General features: G+C 72.5%; 22 protein-coding genes. 12 read left to right on the top strand and 10 right to left on the bottom strand.

The features are described 5' to 3' along the window. Window positions 1–240: 240 nt before the first annotated feature. The gene (locus EDD39_RS37650) at window positions 241–786 is read left to right on the top strand and encodes a MarR family transcriptional regulator (protein ID WP_123564133.1); all 546 of its coding nucleotides are present in this window, start codon (window positions 241–243) and stop codon (window positions 784–786) included. Continuing rightward, entirely contained in the window at window positions 783–1,223 is a 441-nt protein-coding gene (locus EDD39_RS37645; RefSeq protein WP_123564132.1) for a helix-turn-helix domain-containing protein, read from the top strand. The genes EDD39_RS37650 and EDD39_RS37645 overlap by 4 nt, the downstream gene beginning before the upstream one ends. Window positions 1,224–1,326: 103 nt before the next feature. Here the strand turns inward: EDD39_RS37645 and EDD39_RS37640 are convergent, their stop codons facing one another. Then, window positions 1,327–1,986, bottom strand: a complete 660-nt coding sequence (locus tag EDD39_RS37640; protein ID WP_123564131.1) for a ScbR family autoregulator-binding transcription factor — start codon at window positions 1,984–1,986, stop codon at window positions 1,327–1,329. Between the two features lie 147 nt (window positions 1,987–2,133). On the opposite strand from EDD39_RS37640, the gene EDD39_RS37635 reads away from it, so the two are divergent. Further along, window positions 2,134–3,288, top strand: coding sequence for a ScbA/BarX family gamma-butyrolactone biosynthesis protein (locus EDD39_RS37635; RefSeq protein ID WP_279638475.1), 1,155 nt, complete (start codon window positions 2,134–2,136; stop codon window positions 3,286–3,288). On the opposite strand, the gene EDD39_RS37630 is transcribed toward EDD39_RS37635, so the two are convergent. Next, entirely contained in the window at window positions 3,223–3,807 is a 585-nt protein-coding gene (locus tag EDD39_RS37630) for a TetR/AcrR family transcriptional regulator (RefSeq protein ID WP_123564130.1), read from the bottom strand. The two genes, EDD39_RS37635 and EDD39_RS37630, sit on opposite strands and share 66 nt — an antisense overlap. 70 nt (window positions 3,808–3,877) lie before the next feature. On the opposite strand from EDD39_RS37630, the gene EDD39_RS37625 reads away from it, so the two are divergent. Then, a complete protein-coding gene (locus tag EDD39_RS37625) occupies window positions 3,878–5,050 on the top strand; it encodes an acyl-CoA dehydrogenase family protein (RefSeq protein WP_123564129.1) in 1,173 nt (390 codons plus the stop codon). A 115-nt stretch (window positions 5,051–5,165) separates the two neighbouring features. Here EDD39_RS37625 and EDD39_RS37620 read toward each other — a convergent pair whose 3' ends face one another. The 6 genes from EDD39_RS37620 to EDD39_RS37595 form a co-directional block, all read right to left on the bottom strand. Beyond that, window positions 5,166–5,597, bottom strand: coding sequence for a MerR family transcriptional regulator (locus EDD39_RS37620; protein ID WP_123564128.1), 432 nt, complete (start codon window positions 5,595–5,597; stop codon window positions 5,166–5,168). Between the two features lie 118 nt (window positions 5,598–5,715). Beyond that, window positions 5,716–5,904, bottom strand: a complete 189-nt coding sequence (locus EDD39_RS37615; protein ID WP_030461745.1) for a hypothetical protein — start codon at window positions 5,902–5,904, stop codon at window positions 5,716–5,718. A 208-nt stretch (window positions 5,905–6,112) separates the two neighbouring features. After that, window positions 6,113–7,537 carry an MFS transporter gene (locus tag EDD39_RS37610; protein WP_123564127.1) on the bottom strand — a complete coding sequence of 475 codons (1,425 nt, stop codon included), beginning with the start codon at window positions 7,535–7,537 and terminating at the stop codon, window positions 6,113–6,115. Window positions 7,538–7,583: 46 nt separating this feature from the next. Further along, window positions 7,584–7,829 (bottom strand): tautomerase family protein, encoded by a 246-nt coding sequence (locus tag EDD39_RS37605; protein ID WP_123564126.1) that lies wholly within the window; start codon window positions 7,827–7,829, stop codon window positions 7,584–7,586. Between the two features lie 70 nt (window positions 7,830–7,899). After that, complete coding sequence (locus tag EDD39_RS37600) at window positions 7,900–8,703, bottom strand: SDR family oxidoreductase (protein WP_030461747.1); 804 nt, start codon at window positions 8,701–8,703, stop codon at window positions 7,900–7,902. Window positions 8,704–8,948: 245 nt separating this feature from the next. After that, window positions 8,949–9,554 carry a TetR/AcrR family transcriptional regulator gene (locus EDD39_RS37595; RefSeq protein WP_030461748.1) on the bottom strand — a complete coding sequence of 202 codons (606 nt, stop codon included), beginning with the start codon at window positions 9,552–9,554 and terminating at the stop codon, window positions 8,949–8,951. Window positions 9,555–9,817: 263 nt separating this feature from the next. Between EDD39_RS37595 and EDD39_RS37590 the strand changes: the two genes are divergently transcribed. The 4 genes from EDD39_RS37590 to EDD39_RS37575 all read left to right on the top strand — a co-directional run bounded on the left by EDD39_RS37590 (window position 9,818) and on the right by EDD39_RS37575 (window position 13,479). Next, on the top strand, window positions 9,818–10,591 hold the full coding sequence (locus EDD39_RS37590; protein WP_123564125.1) for an AfsA-related hotdog domain-containing protein: 774 nt from the start codon (window positions 9,818–9,820) through the stop codon (window positions 10,589–10,591). A 61-nt stretch (window positions 10,592–10,652) separates the two neighbouring features. Beyond that, window positions 10,653–11,276, top strand: a complete 624-nt coding sequence (locus EDD39_RS37585; RefSeq protein ID WP_030461750.1) for a hypothetical protein — start codon at window positions 10,653–10,655, stop codon at window positions 11,274–11,276. Window positions 11,277–11,410: 134 nt separating this feature from the next. Beyond that, on the top strand, window positions 11,411–12,292 hold the full coding sequence (locus EDD39_RS37580) for a hypothetical protein (protein ID WP_123564124.1): 882 nt from the start codon (window positions 11,411–11,413) through the stop codon (window positions 12,290–12,292). Between the two features lie 125 nt (window positions 12,293–12,417). Then, window positions 12,418–13,479: a 3-oxoacyl-ACP synthase III family protein gene (locus EDD39_RS37575; RefSeq protein ID WP_123564123.1), complete on the top strand. Its 1,062-nt coding sequence runs from the start codon at window positions 12,418–12,420 to the stop codon at window positions 13,477–13,479. Between the two features lie 164 nt (window positions 13,480–13,643). On the opposite strand, the gene EDD39_RS37570 is transcribed toward EDD39_RS37575, so the two are convergent. Further along, a complete protein-coding gene (locus tag EDD39_RS37570) occupies window positions 13,644–14,387 on the bottom strand; it encodes an HAD family hydrolase (protein WP_425269815.1) in 744 nt (247 codons plus the stop codon). Window positions 14,388–14,642: 255 nt separating this feature from the next. Here EDD39_RS37570 and EDD39_RS37565 point away from each other — a divergent pair, with 255 nt between their 5' ends. From EDD39_RS37565 to EDD39_RS37555, 3 genes are read left to right on the top strand one after another with little or no spacing between them, the layout of a single operon-like run. Further along, entirely contained in the window at window positions 14,643–16,259 is a 1,617-nt protein-coding gene (locus EDD39_RS37565; protein WP_123564121.1) for an acyl-CoA carboxylase subunit beta, read from the top strand. Continuing rightward, window positions 16,256–16,585, top strand: a complete 330-nt coding sequence (locus tag EDD39_RS42855) for an acyl-CoA carboxylase epsilon subunit (RefSeq protein ID WP_123564120.1) — start codon at window positions 16,256–16,258, stop codon at window positions 16,583–16,585. Before EDD39_RS37565 ends, EDD39_RS42855 begins: the two co-directional genes overlap by 4 nt. After that, window positions 16,525–17,094, top strand: a complete 570-nt coding sequence (locus EDD39_RS37555) for a Uma2 family endonuclease (RefSeq protein WP_123564119.1) — start codon at window positions 16,525–16,527, stop codon at window positions 17,092–17,094. The genes EDD39_RS42855 and EDD39_RS37555 overlap by 61 nt, the downstream gene beginning before the upstream one ends. A gap of 228 nt (window positions 17,095–17,322) precedes the next feature. On the opposite strand, the gene EDD39_RS37550 is transcribed toward EDD39_RS37555, so the two are convergent. After that, complete coding sequence (locus tag EDD39_RS37550) at window positions 17,323–17,817, bottom strand: DUF7373 family lipoprotein (protein WP_123564118.1); 495 nt, start codon at window positions 17,815–17,817, stop codon at window positions 17,323–17,325. A gap of 361 nt (window positions 17,818–18,178) precedes the next feature. On the opposite strand from EDD39_RS37550, the gene EDD39_RS37545 reads away from it, so the two are divergent. After that, window positions 18,179–18,397, top strand: a 219-nt coding sequence (locus EDD39_RS37545) for a transposase (protein ID WP_208765782.1), incomplete at its 3' end; no start/stop codon positions are given.

The raw sequence follows: 18,397 nt of genomic DNA, 5'->3' as shown, positions 1-18,397 counted from the left end.
TTGGAGCTAAGGTCTGGTTTTCCAGACCTTAAGGTCTGGAAAACCAGACCTTAGCTCCGGTCGAAGGGCAGCAGATCGCCGCCCTTGCCGTGGAAGCGGCAGTCTTCTCCACGGTTTCCTGTAGATTCAGTCGTCTAAGGCCGGGTTTTCTGGAACTAACGTCCGAAAAACCGGCCCTTGTGGACACCGCGTCAACGCCTCCGAGCGAGGACGGCCACCCTCCCGTGACAAGGAGCAACGATGGCCCGCAGGGGCAACATCGCCTTGGTGAACCTGGACACCGGTGCGGTACTGCCGGTGCCGAAGAGCAGGACACCGCACACCATGGACGGTCCCTACACGCTCAACGCCTGTACCGACGACGCGCCGCTGTACGCCCTGGCGCTGTCCGGGGCGGAGTGGGCGGCGATCGACTGGGTCCGTTCCAGGGGCGGCGCGGGTGCTGCGGTCAGAGTCTCCCCGGCCGTCGTCGCTGCGGACATCCACACCACCGTGACGACGGCCAAGAACGCCCTCGCCCGCCTGGTGAGGCTCAACGTCCTGCTGAAGACCAGCCCGCGCAGCCAGGTCTACCAGCTCAACCCCCGCCGGTTCTGGGAAGGCAGCGGCGACGCCCAGGTCCGGGCCTGCCGCCGGCTCGACCCGCCTGCGATCGTTCCCGACGCCAAGGCTGTTGCCGCGGCGCGGAAGGCGGCGGCGAAGTTCGCCGGCAGCGCGGCCGCCGAGCAGGAGCCGCCGGGCCCGCCCGGAGCAGGCAGCACCCCGACGATCGGAGCAGGGCGATGAGCGCCGCCACCCACGACCAGCACCACGGCTTCGACCCGGACGATCTCGGCATGCCGCCCGTCTACACCCTCAACCTCTCCGCGGGCCAGCGCAGCACCCTGGAATGGCTGGTCAGCCGGGGCGCCGTCTTCGACCTGGTCTCCGTCGACGTCGAGGAGACCGCCTTCGACTGCGGCACTTCCGTCTCCACCGTCTACGACGCGCTCGGCCGCCTCGAATCCCTGCACCTGGTCGAGCACCCCGACCCGACGCGCTACCGGGTCAACCCGCGCTACTTCTTCGCGTCGAACCCGGAGATCCGGCGCCTGGTTGGCGAGGCCCTGGAAGCGCCCCGGATCACCCCCGACGCCCGGGCGGCCGGTCCCCGCAAACTCGGCAACGCCGAGGCCCGCCGCCGCCGCACCGTCAAGGCCGTTCCCGACCGGGAACCGGAGTAGAACGGCCTCCCGCCGACGGGAGCACGGCCGGCGGACCGGCCCTCGGACCTCGCGGCGGGCGAGTCGGCCCGGCCTTCCCGCCCGGCCGGATCCATCCGCTCCGTCAGGCCGCGGACCTCCCGGTCGGCAGGACGGTGGTGAGGATCTCCTGGACCCGTTCGGCGATGTCGGACCGGTTGTCCAGGACCCAGGAGATGTGCTGGGCGCCGAAGAAGGCGGAGATGAGCACCCGGGCGATCGCCTCGGGCCTGGCGGTGGCGGGCAGTTCGCCGATCTCCGCTGCCTGGGCGAGCCAGGTGGTGACCAGTTCGGTGTAGCCGACGTAGGGCCGGGGCAGGTCGGTGGCGATCAGGGTGCTCTCGATCTGCAGGCGGGCCCCGGCCTGGACGACGAGGTCGTCGCGGAAGGCGACCGCGGTGCGGGTCATCAGCTCGGTGACCGCGTCGAGCGGGGAGAGTTCGAGCCCGAGGACCTCGTCGCCGAGCCGGGCGATCCGGTGGTAGAACTCCTCGGTCACCGCGAGGGCGAGGGCTTCCTTGTTGGGGTAGTGGAAGTAGACCGCGCCCTTGGTCATCCCGGTGAGTTCGGCGACGTCGAGCATGGTGACGGCCGGGAAGCCCTTGTCCGCGAAGGCCTGGGCGGCAGCGCCGAGGACCTGGGCCCGGGTGCGCAGGGCGCGCTCCTGCTTGAGGCCGCCCCGGCCCCGGCCGCGCTCGGTGGCGGGGTTGACTGCGCGGGCTCGTTCACCGATCGCGGATGCCATGGCGTTCCTCTGTTCTCGTCCGGCCCGTGGGGGGCGCCGGGGGGTGCGTTCCCTTGAAATATACCTTCTCGTAGGTATATTTGTTCTGCGTCGGCCGCGTGCTGCCGACTGCCAGACATACCAGTGGTCTGTCGAGGGGGAATGTACATGCACCAGTCTGCCGCGCTCACCATCCCTGAACCTCACCGGACCGCCGACAGAACGGCGCTGCCGCGGCCCGCCGCTCCCGCGCCGTCCCTCAGCTTCCGGCAGCCGATCCCCCGGGAGATGGTGCACCGGGCCGCCGTGGCCGAGGTGTTCCTCACCGACGCGGTCCAGGTCGGCGAGGACCGCTTCCTGGTCGCCGCCCAGTGGCCCCGCGACCACGCGCTGTACCACCCGGACCGGTCCGGGGTGAGCGACCCGATGCTGTTCGCCGAGACGATCCGCCAGACGCTGGTCTACCTGGCGCACGAGTTCCACGGCGTTCCGCTGTCGCACCGCTTCATCGGCGGCGACATGGACTTCGAGATCACCGACCCGGAGGCCCTGCGGGTCGGCGCCGCCCCGGTGCCCGTCGTGCTGGAGACCCGCTGGGCCTCCGAGGGCACCCGGACGCCCAAGCGGTACGGCATGCGGATCGAGGCGGTGCTGACCGTCGACGGGCGGCCGTGCGGCCGCGGCAGCCTGCGGGTGGTCGCCGTGGACGAGCGCCGCTACGGCCTGCTGCGCGGGCGCAGCGACGCGATGGGCGCCGCCCTGAGCCGTGCGCTGCTGCCCCCGGACGGGTACGGGGCGCACCGGATGCCGCCCGCCGCGGTGGGCCGCCTGCGCGCCAAGGACAGCGTGCTCGCCCGCGGCGCGGGCGCGGGGGAGTGGGGGCTGGAGCTCGACCTGGACCACGCCATCCTCTTCGACCACCCCAGCGACCACGCGCCGCTGATGGCCCTGCTCGAGGGCTTCCGCCAGCTGGGCCACCACCTGGCGCTGGACGCTTCCGGCCGGGGCCGCGCGGCGTGGGAGGCGGTCGCCGACCTCGCCGCCGGGGCGGACGCCGCCGCGCCGCCCCGGCTGCTCTCGCTCACCACCGCCTGCCTCGCGTTCGGCGAACTCGACCGCCCGATCCGGCTGGTGGTCCGGGAGGACCGCCCGGACCCGGCCCGGTCCGGGGTCCGCCGCTTCGGGATCGACGCGGTCCAGGGCGACTGCACCCTGGCCACGTCCACCACCCACTGGTCGCTGCCCGCGGCGCCGGGCCTATCCGTCCACCGGGAGCTGCGGGGCGGGCGCCAGCAGGTCCCACATGTCCTGAACGCGTGCTGACATCCCGGCCCGTTCGGGGGCGGGCGCGGTGTAGTAGGCGCCGACCAGCACGACGATGAGCAGGTCGGCCAGCACCCGGGTGCGCTCGTCCGGTTCCTCCGAGGCGCTCAGCAGCTCCAGCGCGTGCCGGCGCAGCGAGGTGAGGAACTCGGGCGTGTCCTCGCTGCGCTGCGCCCCGTCGAAGGCCAGCCGCAGCGCCGCGCTGATCCGCACGTCCGACTCGATCGCGTCCGCCACCGACCCGCTGAGCAGGCGCAGTTCCCGGACGCCGCCGGCCGGGGCCGACCGGGCGGCCAGGTTCTCCAGGACGCCGTCCAGCAGGGCCACCAGTGACGAGGCGATCTCCTCCTTGGACCGGAAGTGGCCGTAGAGCGCGCCCTTGGTGAGGTTCATCCGGTCGGCCATCCGCAGCAGGCTGGCGTCCGCGAAGCCGTAGCGGGCGAATTCGACGGCGGCCGACTCCAGCGCCAGCTGGTAGGTCCGCTGCGATCGCGCCTGCTTCTTGTTCGTCCCGTTCATCCCGGATTCTCCTGGTTCGACGTCGTGGTGGAAGCCTCCACTAAAGATACCTTCGTGAAGGAATTATAGAATGCCCCGTGCACTGCTCGACGACACTGCCGCGACCGCCGCATTCGACGGCGCCGCCACGCTGGGCGACACCGCCACGCTGGGCGACGCCGCCGCGCGCGCCGCGACGATCGCCGCCCGGGACGCCGACCGCGCCGACCAGGAGCGCCGCCTGGCCGGGCACACCTTCGACGCCCTGGTCGCCGCCGGGTTCGCCCGGCACTTCGTGCCCCGGCGCTGGGGCGGCACCGAAGGAGGCTTCGCCGACCTGGTCCACCGGGCCGCCGCCCTGGCCGAGGACGGCTGCCCCTCCGCGGCCTGGTGCGCGGCCCTGCTGGCCGCCCACGGCCGGTTCGCGGCCTTCCTCCCCGCCCGGGGGCAGCAGGAGCTGTGGGGCGCGACGCCCGACGTCCGGATCGCCGCGGCGATCTCGCCCCCGGCCGGCACCGCCGAACCGCTCCCGGCCGGGGGCTGGCGGCTGAGCGGGCAGTGGCGCTACGCCAGCGGCGTGGACTTCGCCGACTGGGTCCTGCTGGCCGCCTGGGAACCGTCCGGCTCCGGCCCGCGGGCCCGGGTCCTCGCACTCCCGGCCGGCGACTTCGCCACCCGGCAGACCTGGGACGCCGACGGGCTGCGCGGCACCGGGAGCAACAGCGTCCTGGCCGACTCCGTCCTGGTCCCACCGCACCGCTCCTTCCTGCTCGCGGACATGCTGGCCGGACGGCGCGACGCCGCCGCCCGCTGCCACGCGGCCCCCGCCCAGCTGGCCGGCGGCCTGCTGCTCGCCGCCCCCGCGCTCGGCGCGGCCCGCCGCGCCCTGCGGCTGTGGTCGCAGTGGGCCGGGGCCGCACCGCACCGCGAGGCCGGCGCCGTGCACCTGACCCTGGCCCGCTCCTCGGCCGAGGCCGACGCGGCCCGCCTGCTGCTGGCCGACGCCGCCCGCCGGGCCGACACCGACCCGGTCACCGAGCACCTGGTCGCCCGCAACCGGCGCGACGCCGTCGCCACGGTCGACCTGCTGGTCACCGCGGTGGGACGGCTGGTGCGCACCGGCGGCCCGGACACCGGCCCGGAGGCCGGCGAACTGCAGCGGCTGTGGCGCGACGTGCGCACCGTGGCCTCGCACGGAGCGCTGCGCCCGCAGCCGGCCGCCGACGCCTACGCGGCCGCGGTGCTGGGCCCCGAGGCCGGCTAGCGGGCCGGCCAAGGCGCCCGGGGGCCGTCCCCCGGTGCGGTCGGACCCCCGGGGTGCGCCCGGGCCCGACCGCACCGGAGGGCGGCCCTTCGGCGCGCCGCCCTCCGGCGCCGGGTCAGGCCGACCCGGGCGAGCCGCCGCTCAGCGCGGTCCTCTTCTTGTCGTAGAAGTCGATCTGCCAGTCCAGGTAGTGGACGGTGGCGGTGAGCTCCTCCACGTGGGCGGCCACCCGGCGGCGGTGGACGGCCAGCAGGTCACGGCGCTCGGCGACCGTGTGCTCCCCCTCCTGGGCCAGTTCGACGTAGCGGCCCATCTCCTCCACCGGCATGCCGGTGGAGCGCAGCCGGTTGAGGAACTCCAGCCAGCGGAGGTTGGAGGCGGAGTAGATGCGCTGCCCGCCCGGTTCGCGCGAGACGGAGTCGATCAGGCCCAGCTCCTCGTACCAGAGCAGGTCGTCGGTCGACAGTCCGCTGATGCGCTCGACCTCGGTGACGGAGAAGGTCTCGGCGCGGGGCGGGGAGGCGGAGGCGGATACGGACGCAGACAAGGTGGTGGCCCTTCGAAGCGGACGGCATGGGCGTGGTCGGTGCGGGGGCGGCCGCGGCGTCCGCCGTGGGGGGCGGACTGCCGGGCCTGCCGCGGGTGTCCCGCCGTGGGGGGCGGGGCTACCGGGTGTGCGGCGGTGCAGGGAGCTTCGGACCGGGCTGCTCGCCCCGGTCGGCGGGCCGGCCCCCCGAGTGGGGCGGGGGTGCCTCGTCCGGGCCGGTCTCCCGGGCCGGACGGGGCCGGCTCCGGGCGAGTTCGGCGCGCCGGTTGTAGGCGCGGACCTTCTCCCGCAGGGCGAGCGCGGTCATCTGCTGATCCTCCATCGCTTCACGAAGCAATAATACCTTCACGAAGGTATTATTGTGCTGTGACCGGCGTCACATCGAAGGGGGTCGGGGGAAGCCCCAGGGGGGCCGGGGACAGCCCCCGGCGCCCCGCATCGCGGATGCGGGGCGCCGGGCGGGGAAGAGGCCCTCGAGCGGCCCTCGGCCGGCCCCGGGGGGCCGGGAGGGAGCCTCAGCCGCCGTTCTTGTGGGCGAGCTTCGGCAGCAGCAGCAGGGTCGCGGTGGCCGTCGCCGCGAGCATCGCGCCGGAGGCGATCAGGCTGACCGTCAGACCGTGCTGGAAGGAGGCCCGCTCGGCGATCAGCGCGCCGAAGACCGCGATCGCCAGGCAGCCGCCGACCTGCCGGCAGGTGTTGAGGACGGCGGCGGCCGTGCCCGCCCACTCCGCGGCGACGCTCTCCAGCAGGACGGCGGTCAGCGAGGGCACCGCCAGGCCGCCGCCGATGCCCACCGGGACCAGCAGCAGGACCGGGACGAGCATCGGGGTGTGCGGGCCGACGGCCAGCAGCACCAGCGCGCCGGCCCCCATGATCAGCTGGCCGAGCACCATCGGCACCCGGGGCCCGGTGCGGGCCGAGAGCTTCACGCTGGCCATGTTCACCACGGCGATCAGGCCGCACATCGGCACGAACATCGCCCCGGCGCCGACCGCGGACGCGCCCCGCACCTGCTGGAAGTACAGGCCGAACAGGAAGATCACGCCGTAGAACACCGCGTTGAGCGCGAACCCGGCCGCGATGCACACCACCACCGTCCGGGAGCGGAAGAGCCCCAGCGGGACCATCGGCTGCGACCGGCGGGCCTGGACGACCAGGAACAGCGCCAGGGCCGCGGCGGCCACGACCAGGGTGCCCACGATCTCGGTCGAGCCGAACCCGCGGCGGCCGCCCTCGATCACGGCGTAGGTCAGGCTCGCCAGGCCGACCACCACGGACAGCTGCCCGAACAGGTCGAGCGGTGCGGCCCGGCGCGGGGAGCGCGGGATGCGGGCGAGCAGGGCCAGGCCGACCGCGCCCACCGGGAGGTTGAGGAAGAAGATCGACTGCCAGTTCAGCGCCGTGGTCAGCGCGCCGCCGACCACCGGGCCGATCGCCACCGCGACCGCGCCCGCCGCCGTCCAGATGGCCACCGCCCGGGCCCGCTTGCCCGGGTCGGTGTACGTCTGGCGGATCAGTGCCAGCGAGGTCGGGACCATGATGGCCGCCGCCGCGCCCTGCACCATCCGGGCGCCGATCAGGGCGCCGAGGCCGGGGGCGAGCCCGCAGGCCGCCGAGGCCAGGGTGAAGGCGCCGAGCCCGACCGCGTAGGCCCGGTTGGCGCCGATCCGGTCCGACAGGGCGCCGGCCGACAGCATCAGGGCCGCGAACATCAGGGTGTAGCCGTCCACCACCCACTGCAGGGAGGTCATGCCGCCGCGCAGGCTGTGCGCGATGGCCGGCAGGGCGACGTTGACGACCGAGCCGTCCAGCGAGATGACGAAGAAGCTCAGCAGGGCGGCCGCCAGCACGATGTTCGGTGAGGTGCGGCGTTCGTTCTCCGGCGGGGCGGACTCGGCGCGGGCGGAGGCCGGCGCATTCCGCGAGATGGTCAGGGCCATCGGAACACTCCTTGGGGCGGGGCGGAAGAAGGGGGGAGGCGCGGTGCTACGCGCGGGCGCCGGCCGGGGCGGCCGGACCGGTGCGGCGGCGGCTGAGCTCGGCGAACTGCGGGTCGGTGCCCAGCACCCCGCCCTCGCCCCAGCGGTTCTGCGCGATCTCCTGGATGTAGACGGTGATCTTGTCGAACGGGGCGCCGGTGACCCGGTTGACCGTGGCGGTCAGTTCCTCGATCAGCTCGAGGCACTTCTCGTCGGTCTGGTTGGGCCAGGTGGTCACGGTCAGGATCGGCATGGCGGGGCTCCTTCGGGCGGGTTCGGACGGGTTGACGGGCAGAGGCGGAGGCGGCGGCGGGTCGCGCGGGTCACAGGGCGCGGCAGGCGCCGCCGTCGACGGTGACCGCGGTGCCGGTGATGCGGGAGGCCGCGGGGGAGAGCAGGAAGGCCACCAGCTGGGCGACGTCCCCGGGGCGGGTCAGTGCGCCGAGCGGGGTCTGGGCGACCACCTGGCCGGTGACCTGCTCGGGGGTGGTGCCCAGCCGGGTGGCCAGGTCCTCGGCGGTCTGGGCCCACAGCTCGGTGTCGACCGCGCCCGGGTCCACCACGTTGACCCGGATGCCGCGGCGGCCCAGGTCGGCGGAGACGGCCTTGGCGAAGGCGGCGAGGCCGGCGTTGACGGTGCTGTTGACCGGGAAGAGCGGGTCGGGGGTGCTGCGGAAGGCGCCGCCGACCAGGACGATCCGGCCGTGGCCCCGGGCCGCCATGGGGGAGGCGACCGCCCGGGTGAGGCGGACGGCGCCCATCAGCTTGCTGTTGAAGGTGGTCTGCCACAGCTCGTCGGTGGCCTCGGCCAGCGGGGCGACCGGGCCGTCGCCGGCGGCGTGCACCAGGGCGTCGATCCGGCCCAGCTCGGCGGCGAGCTCGCCCACCGCCCGGTCGACCGAGTCGGCGCGGTTGATGTCCACCACCCGCGTGACCAGCCGGTAGGGGCCGGGGATCCGCGCGGTGACGGCCTTGCGGGCGAGCTCCAGGCGCTCCGCGTCCCGGCCGAGCAGGACCACGGTGGCCCCGGTCCGGGCGAGCTCCTGGACCACGGCGCCGCCGATGCCGCCGGTCGCACCGCTGACCAGGACGACCGGGGAGTTCTCTGCGGGGCGGTCAGACGTCATCGCTGCATCCTTGGGGAGAGTTTCGGACAGGCCGCAACTCGCCCTGTGGCAAAGGGGGTTCGTCCCGATCGGGACGTGAGCGGCTCGATGACGACGACGCTATCCGAGATCCGCACCGGGTGCAACCATCTAGTTGGTTTTCAGCGGGCGGGGCAGCCCCGCACGAAGAAGCCGCCCGGCGCGCGCATCGGGGATGCGCGTGCGCCGGGCGGCTTCGGGTGCGGCGTGGGCGGGTTGACGGGCCGTCAGGCCATCCCGCGCAGGGCGAGGTCGATGACGGTGTGGCCGCTGGCGGTGACGTTGGCGCGCAGCAGCGCCCAGCTCGCCTCCGAGTCGTGGTCCGGGCCGAGCATCAGCCGGCGCTGCTGCGGCACGATGAACACCCAGGACGCCAGGCCGATCAGGGCGATCAGCACCCGGGCGGCGGCCGTCGGGTCGTCGATCCCCAGCGCGACCGAGAGGGCGGCGGTCTTGTAGGTGTAGTACTCCTCGCGCTCCTTCTCGTTCGGGATGGGCTTGTCGCGGTAGAGCAGGCCCTCCCAGGCGAGCAGCCGGACCAGGTCGCCGGAGCGGCGGTGGTAGTCGAACACCTCGCCGACGTAGTTGCGCAGCCCCTCCTCGGTGGTGGGGATCGGGACCTCCTTCCCCATGTGCTCGTACACCCGCCCCAGGACGGCGCCGAACAGCGCCTCCTTGTTGCCGAAGTGGGCGTAGATCCGCTGCTTGTTGACCCCGGACCGCTCGGCGATCCGGTCCACCCGGGCCCCGGCGAGGCCGAACTCGGAGAACTCCTCCTGGGCGGCCTCCAGCAGCCGGTCGCGGGTGTCTTGGACTTTGGCGCTCACTGTCATGGGGGAAGGCTAGCCGATGGGAAAACCAACTGGATGGTTCAAGAAAAACCAACTAGATGGTTGCGCCGGGTGGGGGATCCGTCCTAACGTTCTTCCAGCAGGACGGCGCAGCCCGGACGGAACGCACCAACTCCGCGCTCCCCACTGCCGGTTGACCCCCTTCCCGCCCCACGTACCGGCGGGATCGGCACCGCGCCGGCCCGGCCCGCCACCCCGTACCGATCCCCTGCCCAGCCCGAGCCCGCCATCCCAAAGGAGAGACCATGTCGGCCCAGTCCCGCACCGTCCTGCTCGTCGGCGACCGCTTCGCCGGATTCGCCGTCCACGAGGGGGTGTTCACCGTCTCCCAGTTCCGCGAGCAGCTCCCCCTGCTCGGCGCGGTCCGGGCCGGCGGCGAGCACACGCTGGTCCGGGCCGGCCAGGGCGTCACCGCCCCCGAGTGGGCGGCGCTGCGGGAGACGGCGGCCCGCCACGGCCTGCAGGAGTCGCTGGAGTTCCACTTCCCGCACCCGGCGCTGTCCCCCCGGCAGGAGGTGCACAAGCACCAGAGCCAGAACACCCTGATAGCCGACCTGCGCCAGGAGCAGGCGGGCCGGTTCGTCGCCGACCTGCGGCTGCACGCCGACAACGAGCTGCTGCTGGACCACCAGACCGGCCAGCACGTCCAGGGCATGGTCGCCGTCGAGGCCGCCCGCCAGATGTTCCTGGCGGTCAGCGAGCGGTACTACGCCAACCGCTACCCGGACCGCTCCTACTACTACGTCATCGACTCGATGAACACGGCCTTCGAGAACTTCCTCTTCCCGCTCGACGCCACCGTCGAGTTCCTCACCCTCCGGGCCGAGACCGACGACCCCGAGCGGCTCTCCTTCGCCGCCGACATCAGCGTCCACCAGGCCGGCCGACGCGCCGCGCTGACCACCGTCACCTACACCGCCTTCGAACCCGCCCTGATCGAGTCCAAGGAGACCAAGCGCGCCCGCTTCGCCGTGGACCACACGGTGTCCGCACCCGCCCGCGTGCTCGTCGCCGCCTAGGCACCGCCCCGCACCACCCCCTTCCGGCACCACCCCCACCGAAACCCCTGAGGAGACCACCATGTCCAGCGCCCTGATCACCGTCACCGAGCTCTCCGTCAAGCCCGACCAGGTCGACGCCGCCGTCACCGCCTGGCTCGCCCACCACGCCGCCTCCGGCATCGAGGGCCGCATCCTCTACCGCGGCCTGGAGGACTCCACCCTGCTCGAACTGGCCCCGCTCGCCGACTACGACCGGATCGAGGAGCTGCGCAAGGACTGGCGCGTGCTGTGGGACGCGGTCGGCCCGATGGCCGAGAGCGACTTCAGCCGCCAGCTGCTGCACTTCGTCGAGGCCCCCAAGCCCAGCGCCGACCCGCTCCCGAACACCCCCTACGTCCAGATGCGCCACGTCGAGGTCCCGCCGACCGCCTACCGCGCCTACCGGGCCTGGCGCGAGGAGACCATCTTCGACGTCGTGCGCAACGCCCCCGAGGTCGACTACTTCGAGGCGTACCACTCGGTGCTGAGCAGCGAGCCCGGCGTCATGTTCGTCTCCGGCTTCTCCTGCGCCCCGGAGGACTACACCGCCGTCTTCACCTCCCCGCGCTACCAGGAGATCGTCCGCCAGGCCGGCGACTCCTACATCACCGGCGGCGACCGCGGCCTCTACACCCGCCTGTACGCCCGCGTCACCCCCGCCTGAGCACCGCCCCTCCCGCACCCCCTCCCACGGGACGCGGACGAGGCCGGCCCTCTCCCTCCTCCCCCCAACCCCGCACCGTCCGCGTCCCGTGGCCGCCAAGACCCGGTGAAGGACCCTTCCGAAGGACCACCGCCATGACCATCACGACCGCCGAGCCGATCCGCACGGCAGAGACCACCAACCGCACCTACGACCTCAGCGTCACCACCCAGGGCCCGCTCTACCCGCCCAGCGAGATCATGGACGAGAACGGCGACTTCGTCGTCATCGGCCGGATCAACCGGCCCGCCCCGGACGGCGGCACCGTCTCCGCCTGGGGGAGCGCCGTGGTCTCCGCCGACAGCCCGCTGCCGGAGTTCGGCCGGCACCTGCCCTACACGATCGTCCGCGAGCTGCCGGACGCGCTCCCCCCGCAGGAGGCGGCGACGCCGCTGTACACCCTGCCGCTGCCGCTGCCCTGCAACAACTACAACATGCTGTTCGCCCCCGAGCAGCGCCCCGACGCCCACTCCGTGGAGCGCCCGAGCTACCCCCTGCACCAGGCCCCCATCCCCGACGCCCGGTTCGAGGACGGCCTGCGGGTGCGCGAGCCGATCCGGCTCGCCCAGTGGGTCAAGGCCCGCGGGCAGCTGGAGGTGGACCTCTCCGCGGACCGGCGCAGCGCGACCTTCTCGTTCGGCTTCACCGGCCTGATCCCCGACAGCCTCTACACCGTGATGTCGCTGCGCGAGCACGACCTGGACCCGGACGGTCCCACCCGCCCCGGCCCGCTGGGCGTCCCCAACGCCTTCATGACCGACCAGCACGGCATGGCGCACTACCGGGCCACCCTGCCCAACCCCTTCCCGGCGGCCGGCACGCCCGGCGCCAACCGCGTCATCAACGTGATCGTCCTGTGGATGAGCTACCAGCAGAACTACGGCGGCGCGATCGGGCACTTCGGCCTCGGCGGGGACATCCACGCCCAACTCAAGCTCCAGGGGCCCAGCTTCGCGGAGTTCACCACGGTCGACTGACCCCGCAGCCCGCCACCCGCCCCCGCACGAAAACGGTCGACACCGCCTGCCGAGAACCCCCCCGACCCCCCGGAACCCCATCAGCCACGCCGGCCCCCGGCCGGCCCACACCAACGGAGCACCGCATGTCCGGCCAGCAAGCCATCGGCATCATCAGCACCGGTTCCTACCTCCCCGCCGAGGTCATCGGCAACGAGGAGATCGCCCGGGGCGCCGGAGTGACCGCCGAGTGGATCGAACGCAAGACCGGGATCCGGCAGCGCCGACGAGCCGCCCCGCACGAGGCCACCTCCGACCTGGCGGCGGCCGCCGCGCGCAGCGCCCTCGCCGAGGCGGGCCTGGACCCCGAGCGGATCTCGCTCGTCGTGGTCGCCACCTCGACCCCCGACCACCCGCAGCCGGCCACGGCCAGCATCGTCCAGTCCCTGATCGGCGCCACCAACGCCGCCGCCTTCGACGTCAACGCGGTCTGCAGCGGCTTCGTCTTCGCGCTGACCGCGGCCGAGCGGATGCTGCGCGGCGAGCCCGAGGGCTCCTACGCCCTGGTGATCGGCGCCGACGTCTACTCGCGGATCCTGGACTACTCCGACCGCAAGACCGCGATCCTTTTCGGCGACGGCGCCGGCGCGGCCGTGCTCGGCCGGGTCCCGGCCGGCCAGGGCACGCTGTCGACCAGCCTGCTGACCCGGGGCGACCAGCACGAACTGATCAGCGTCCCGGCGGGCGGCAGCCGGCGCCCGGCGTCGGCGAGCACCCTGGCCGACGGCGGCCACTTCTTCCACATGGACGGGCGCGGGGTGCGCGGCTTCGTGCAGGACAACCTGCCCGCGGCGATCAAGGGGCTGCTGGCCAAGGCCGGGACGGCCGGCCGCACGGTGGACCACTTCGTCCCGCACCAGGCCAACAGCGTCATGCTGGCCGAGGTCTGGCCCGAGCTCGGCCTGGAGTCGGCCACCTGCCACCTGGCCATGGAGCGGCTGGGCAACACCGGGGCGGCGTCGATACCCGTCACCCTCGACCTGATCCACCGCCAGGGCGCGCTGGCCGAGGACGAACTGGTCCTGCTGTCGGGGTTCGGCGGCGGCATGTCGGTGGGCTCGGTGCTCGTGCGCTGGGCCGCCACCCCCTTCGCCCGCCGGCCGCAGTCGGTGCGCGAGTCGGTGCCGGAACTGGCACTGGCGGGCTGAGGACATGGTCACCGACACCGCCAGGACCGCCGCCCCCGCCCCCCGGCCGAACGGAGAGGATCACGACGACGAACCGAACATCATCCGCAGCGTCAACTGACCGTGCAGCGGGGCCGGAACGGAGATCCGTTCCGGCCCCGCCGCACGGTCGGCCGGTGCCGCGGTCACAGGCACTCGTGGTCGCAGGCCTCCGCACCCATCGACCAGCAGGCCACCGCGCAGCCCGGGACGGTCGCGGGCCGCCGGTCCAGCTGCCTGATCAGCTCCGGGTCGCCGCCCACCACCCGCGGGTGGCCGACGCACTCCAGCATCGGCAGGTCGGAGAGGTGGTCGCCGAACGCGAAGCAGTCCGCGGCCTCGATCCCGCGGTGCGCGGCGATCAGGTCCAGCACCGCCGCCCGCTTCGCGGCCCCGATCATCGGCCGCCGGACCTCCCCGGTGTACCGGCCGGCCTCCACCAGCGCCTCGGTGCCCAGGGTGTACGCTGCGCCGACCCGGCGGGCGATCGGAGCCAGGCAAGGGGCGAACGACCCGGAGACCAGCGCCAGTTCGGCCCCGGCGGCCCGGTGCCGGAGCAGCGCCGAGACCGTGGACGGGATGAAGAAGTCCGGTTCGGCGGACCGCTCGGCGAACCACTGCTCCCCGAGCGCGGACATCTCGGCGACGTCCTCGCCGGCGTACAGCCGGTAGTACGCCCGGTTGACGTCCTCCCGCGGACTGCCCGCGGCGGCCTGGGCCCGCAGGCGCTCCAGGACCAGCCGGTAGCGGGCCTCGCCCTCGTCCCCGTAGCGCCTGGTCAGCTGGAACTGGAGGAAGTCGAACATGCTCTTGCGGGTGATGAGGGTCTCGTCCACGTCGGTGAAGACCAGGTAGGCGGGCCGCTGCAGGGTGTGATCCGGATAGGCCACCAGGCTCATGGTGCTCGTCCTCTCGTGTGGGTAAATATTCCTTCGTGAAGGAATATTTACGGGTCATCATGGCGCACCCGGCCCGTCGCAGTCCAGACCGCCGGGGAGGGCCCCGCCGCCCGGGCGCGGAGGGCGGCCGTCGACCATGGAAAAAATAATACCTTCACGCAGGTATGTAAATCTGGCAGGATGGCTGCCGCCGGGCCACCCCACACCGAGCCCGGAGGCGACTGCTGTCCAGGAGAGGGAAGCCAGATGACCGTGCTTCAGGAGAGGCCCGTCTGCACCGTTGCGATCGACCCCGGCACCCCGCCGGCCGCGAACGACGTCCAGACCCGGCTCGCCCGACTGGCAGCGCTGCGCCGACAGGCCCACGACGGCCCCACCCCCGCCGCCACCGAAGCCCAACGCGCCAAGGGCAAACTCACCGCCCGCGAACGCATCGCCCTGCTCCTGGACGAAGACTCCTTCACCGAAGTGGAAGCCCTGCGCCGCCACCGCGCCCAGGGCTTCGGCCTCGAGTCCAAGAAGCCCTACACCGACGGCGTCATCACCGGCTGGGGCACCGTCCACGGCCGCACCGTCTTCGTCTACGCCCACGACTTCCGGATCTTCGGCGGCGCCCTCGGCGAAGCCCACGCCCAGAAGATCCACAAGATCATGGACATGGCCCTCGCCGCCGGAGCCCCCCTCGTCTCCCTCAACGACGGCGCCGGCGCCCGCATCCAAGAAGGCGTCACCGCCCTGGCCGGCTACGGCGGCATCTTCCAGCGCAACACCAAGGCCTCCGGCGTCATCCCCCAGATCTCCGTCATGCTCGGCCCCTGCGCCGGCGGCGCCGCCTACTCCCCGGCCCTCACCGACTTCGTCTTCATGGTCCGCGACATCGCCCAGATGTTCATCACCGGCCCCGACGTCGTCCAGGCCGTCACCGGCGAGAAGATCACCCAGAACGGCCTCGGCGGCGCCGACGTCCACTCCGCCGTCTCCGGCGTCTCCCACTTCGCCTACGACGACGAGCAGACCTGCCTCGAGGACGTCCGCTACCTGCTCTCCTTCCTGCCCGCCAACAACCGCGAACTGCCGCCCCCCACCCCCGGCGACGACCCCGCGGACCGCCGCAACGACCCGCTGCGCCACCTGGTGCCCGCCGACGGCAACCACCCCTACGACATGCGCGAGGTGATCGAGGAGATCGTCGACGACGGCGAGTACCTCGAGGTCCAACCGGGCTGGGCCGGCAACCTCCTCTGCCTCCTCGCCCGCCTCGACGGCCACGTCGTCGGCATCGTCGCCAACCAGCCGCAGTACCTGGCCGGCGTCCTGGACATCAACGCCAGCGAGAAGGGCGCCCGCTTCGTCCAGATGTGCGACGCCTTCAACATCCCGCTCGTCACCCTGGTCGACGTCCCCGGCTTCCTCCCCGGCGTCGACCAGGAACACGAGGGCATCATCCGCCACGGCGCCAAGCTGCTCTACGCCTACTGCAACGCCACCGTCCCCCGCATCCAGCTGATCCTGCGCAAGGCCTACGGCGGCGCCTACATCGTGATGGACTCCCGCTCCATCGGCGCCGACCTCTCCTACGCCTGGCCCACCAACGAGATCGCCGTGATGGGCGCCGAGGGCGCCGCCAACGTCATCTTCCGCCGCGACATCAACGCCGCCGAGAACCCCGACGCCGTGCGCGCCCAGAAGATCAAGGAGTACAAGAACGAACTCATGCACCCCTACTACGCCGCCGAACGCGGCCTCGTCGACGACGTCATCGACCCCGCCGAGACCCGCCCCGTCCTGATCCGCGCCCTCGCCATGCTCCGCGACAAGCACGCCGACCTCCCCACCCGCAAGCACGGGAACCAGCCGGCATGACCACCCCCGACACCCCCGCCCTGCACATCCTCCACGGCTCCCCGACCCCCGACGAACTCGCCGTCCTCACCGCCGTCCTCCTCACCACCCTGACCCCCCACCCGACCCCGTCGCCCCCACCGCCCCCCGCCCCAGAGCCGCCTGGTCCCCCCGCACCCCCACCCCCGCCCCTCCTGGAAGACCCCGGCCTGACCCCCACCCCTCCCCTCCCGCCCTTCCCACCAGGTACCGACGCCCCTGGTGGGAAGGGTGGGAGGATGACGGCATGGCTGAGTTCCGCATCCCCGAACGCCACGCGCAACTGCTGGAGTACGCGCAGAGCCTGACGCCGCCCGCAGGCTGGAAGATCGAGGTGTCGGGCGACGAGATCATCATGATGGCGGGCCCGTCGGTGATCCACCAACGCAACCTGCTCATCGTCCGCGAGCAGTTCGACGCCCACCGCCCCAAGGGCCTGATGCCCAGCGAGAACACCGACCTCGCCTCACCGAACGTCGGGAAACTGCGCAACCCGGACCTGACGTACATCCCAGTGTCGGTCGTGGACCTCGGCGGGAACGAGGTCCCGGCCGACCTCGCGGAGATCGCAGTCGAGATCGTCTCCGTCTCGAACCCCGAGAACGACCTGGTCGGCAAGGTCCGCGACTACCCGCTCATGAAGATCCCGCTCTACCTGGTGGTCGACCCCCGCGAAGGAACGGTCGTCCTCTTCTCGGAGCCCTCCGAAGGCTCGTACCGACAGCAGTGGAGCGGCAAGTTCGGCGACACCGTCCCGATCCCGGAACCGTTCGGCTTCGGCCTCCACACCACAGACCTGGTCCGCTACACACCCTGAACAAGCCCCCGCCCCCCCGGCAAGTACCCCCCACAGCCCCAGCCAGGGGCCACCGACACCGATGCCGACACCCCCGGCCGATAACAAGACCCACGTCCGACGCCGTCCAGCACCTCCACCGACGAGACAACCCGACAGCTTCTGATGCCTGACGGGAGTCCGTTGCTGCGTCGTGCACGGTCTCTTCGGAGGCGACTCCTTGTAGCCGACGTGGTGTCCGAAGTGGGCCTACCAGGGCAGTCCGGGGGTGGGCAGGCCCTGGAGCTGACGGTGCAGCAGAGATACGGCCGCCGCCTTGTCGGGGGTGGGGGCGAAGTAGCTCACGAGGACGACGGCGTCGCCATGAGGGGCGACCAGGACGACGCACGCGTTGCCATGCTCGTCAGGGGTGCCGCTGACAGCACCAGTGGACAGATCGCCTGGATCGGTGAAGACCGTGTCAGGATGGGCGTTGCGCAAGTCTCCGGCCAGGCGGTCCGCGGTGTTCCCGGCTCCCGTCTCGGCGGAAAAGCGCATCAGCAGGGTGCTGCTCCGGCTCCCGTCAGCAGCGGTCCACGAGAGGCCGGCTCCCACGACGAATCCCTGCTGGCTGAGCTGGTCCCTCAGCTCCGCCTCCGCAGCCGGCGTTCCCTTGCCGAGTACGGCGTTCACCGCACCATCCAGGTCCAGGACCCCGCTGGCCGGATGCTGGGCGCCGACCGGCCCGGCCAGGAGACGATGCATCAGCTGCTCACCGGCCTCTGCAACAGAGATGGCCGGAGTCAAGGAAGCGGCAGGCACGGAAGGCGCCGCGGACAGGGAAAGTGCTGCAGGCGGGGAGGGCTCCGTGGACGGGGCGTTGCTGGTGCAACCCACCAGGGGCGCAAGGAACAGCGTGGCGGTCAGGACACAGACAATGCGTCTCGGTGTGAACACCGGAGGATCATGTCGGACGGGAGAGCCAGCGTCCACCGGATAGGGAGACCGGCCAGACACCAACTTCGAAACGTCGACGGGAACGAGTACCGCCTCAGAAAGTGTTGGGTAACTGATCAGCTGCTTGGTGTGATGGGTTGGCGGTGATCGTTGTGGTCGGGTGTCCGCGATGATCGCCGCCATGTGCGTCTGTGCCTGTAAGCCTTCGTACGACTCGTCGTTGACGGATGCCCAGTGGGCGGTGATCGAGCCGCTGCTGCCGGTGCGGGACCCGAGCCGGGGCGGCCGCCCGTTGAAGTTCCCGCGTCGGCTGGTCGTGGACACGGTGTTGTACGTCCTGGTCAGCGGGTGCGCGTGGAGGCTGGTCCCGCACGATCTCGTGCCGTGG

The sequence above is a fragment of the Kitasatospora cineracea genome, assembly GCF_003751605.1.
GTDB classification, from domain to species: Bacteria; Actinomycetota; Actinomycetes; order Streptomycetales; family Streptomycetaceae; genus Kitasatospora; species Kitasatospora cineracea.
Note: the sequence above shows the minus strand (reverse complement) of the source record. Positions and strands in the feature narration are given on the sequence as shown.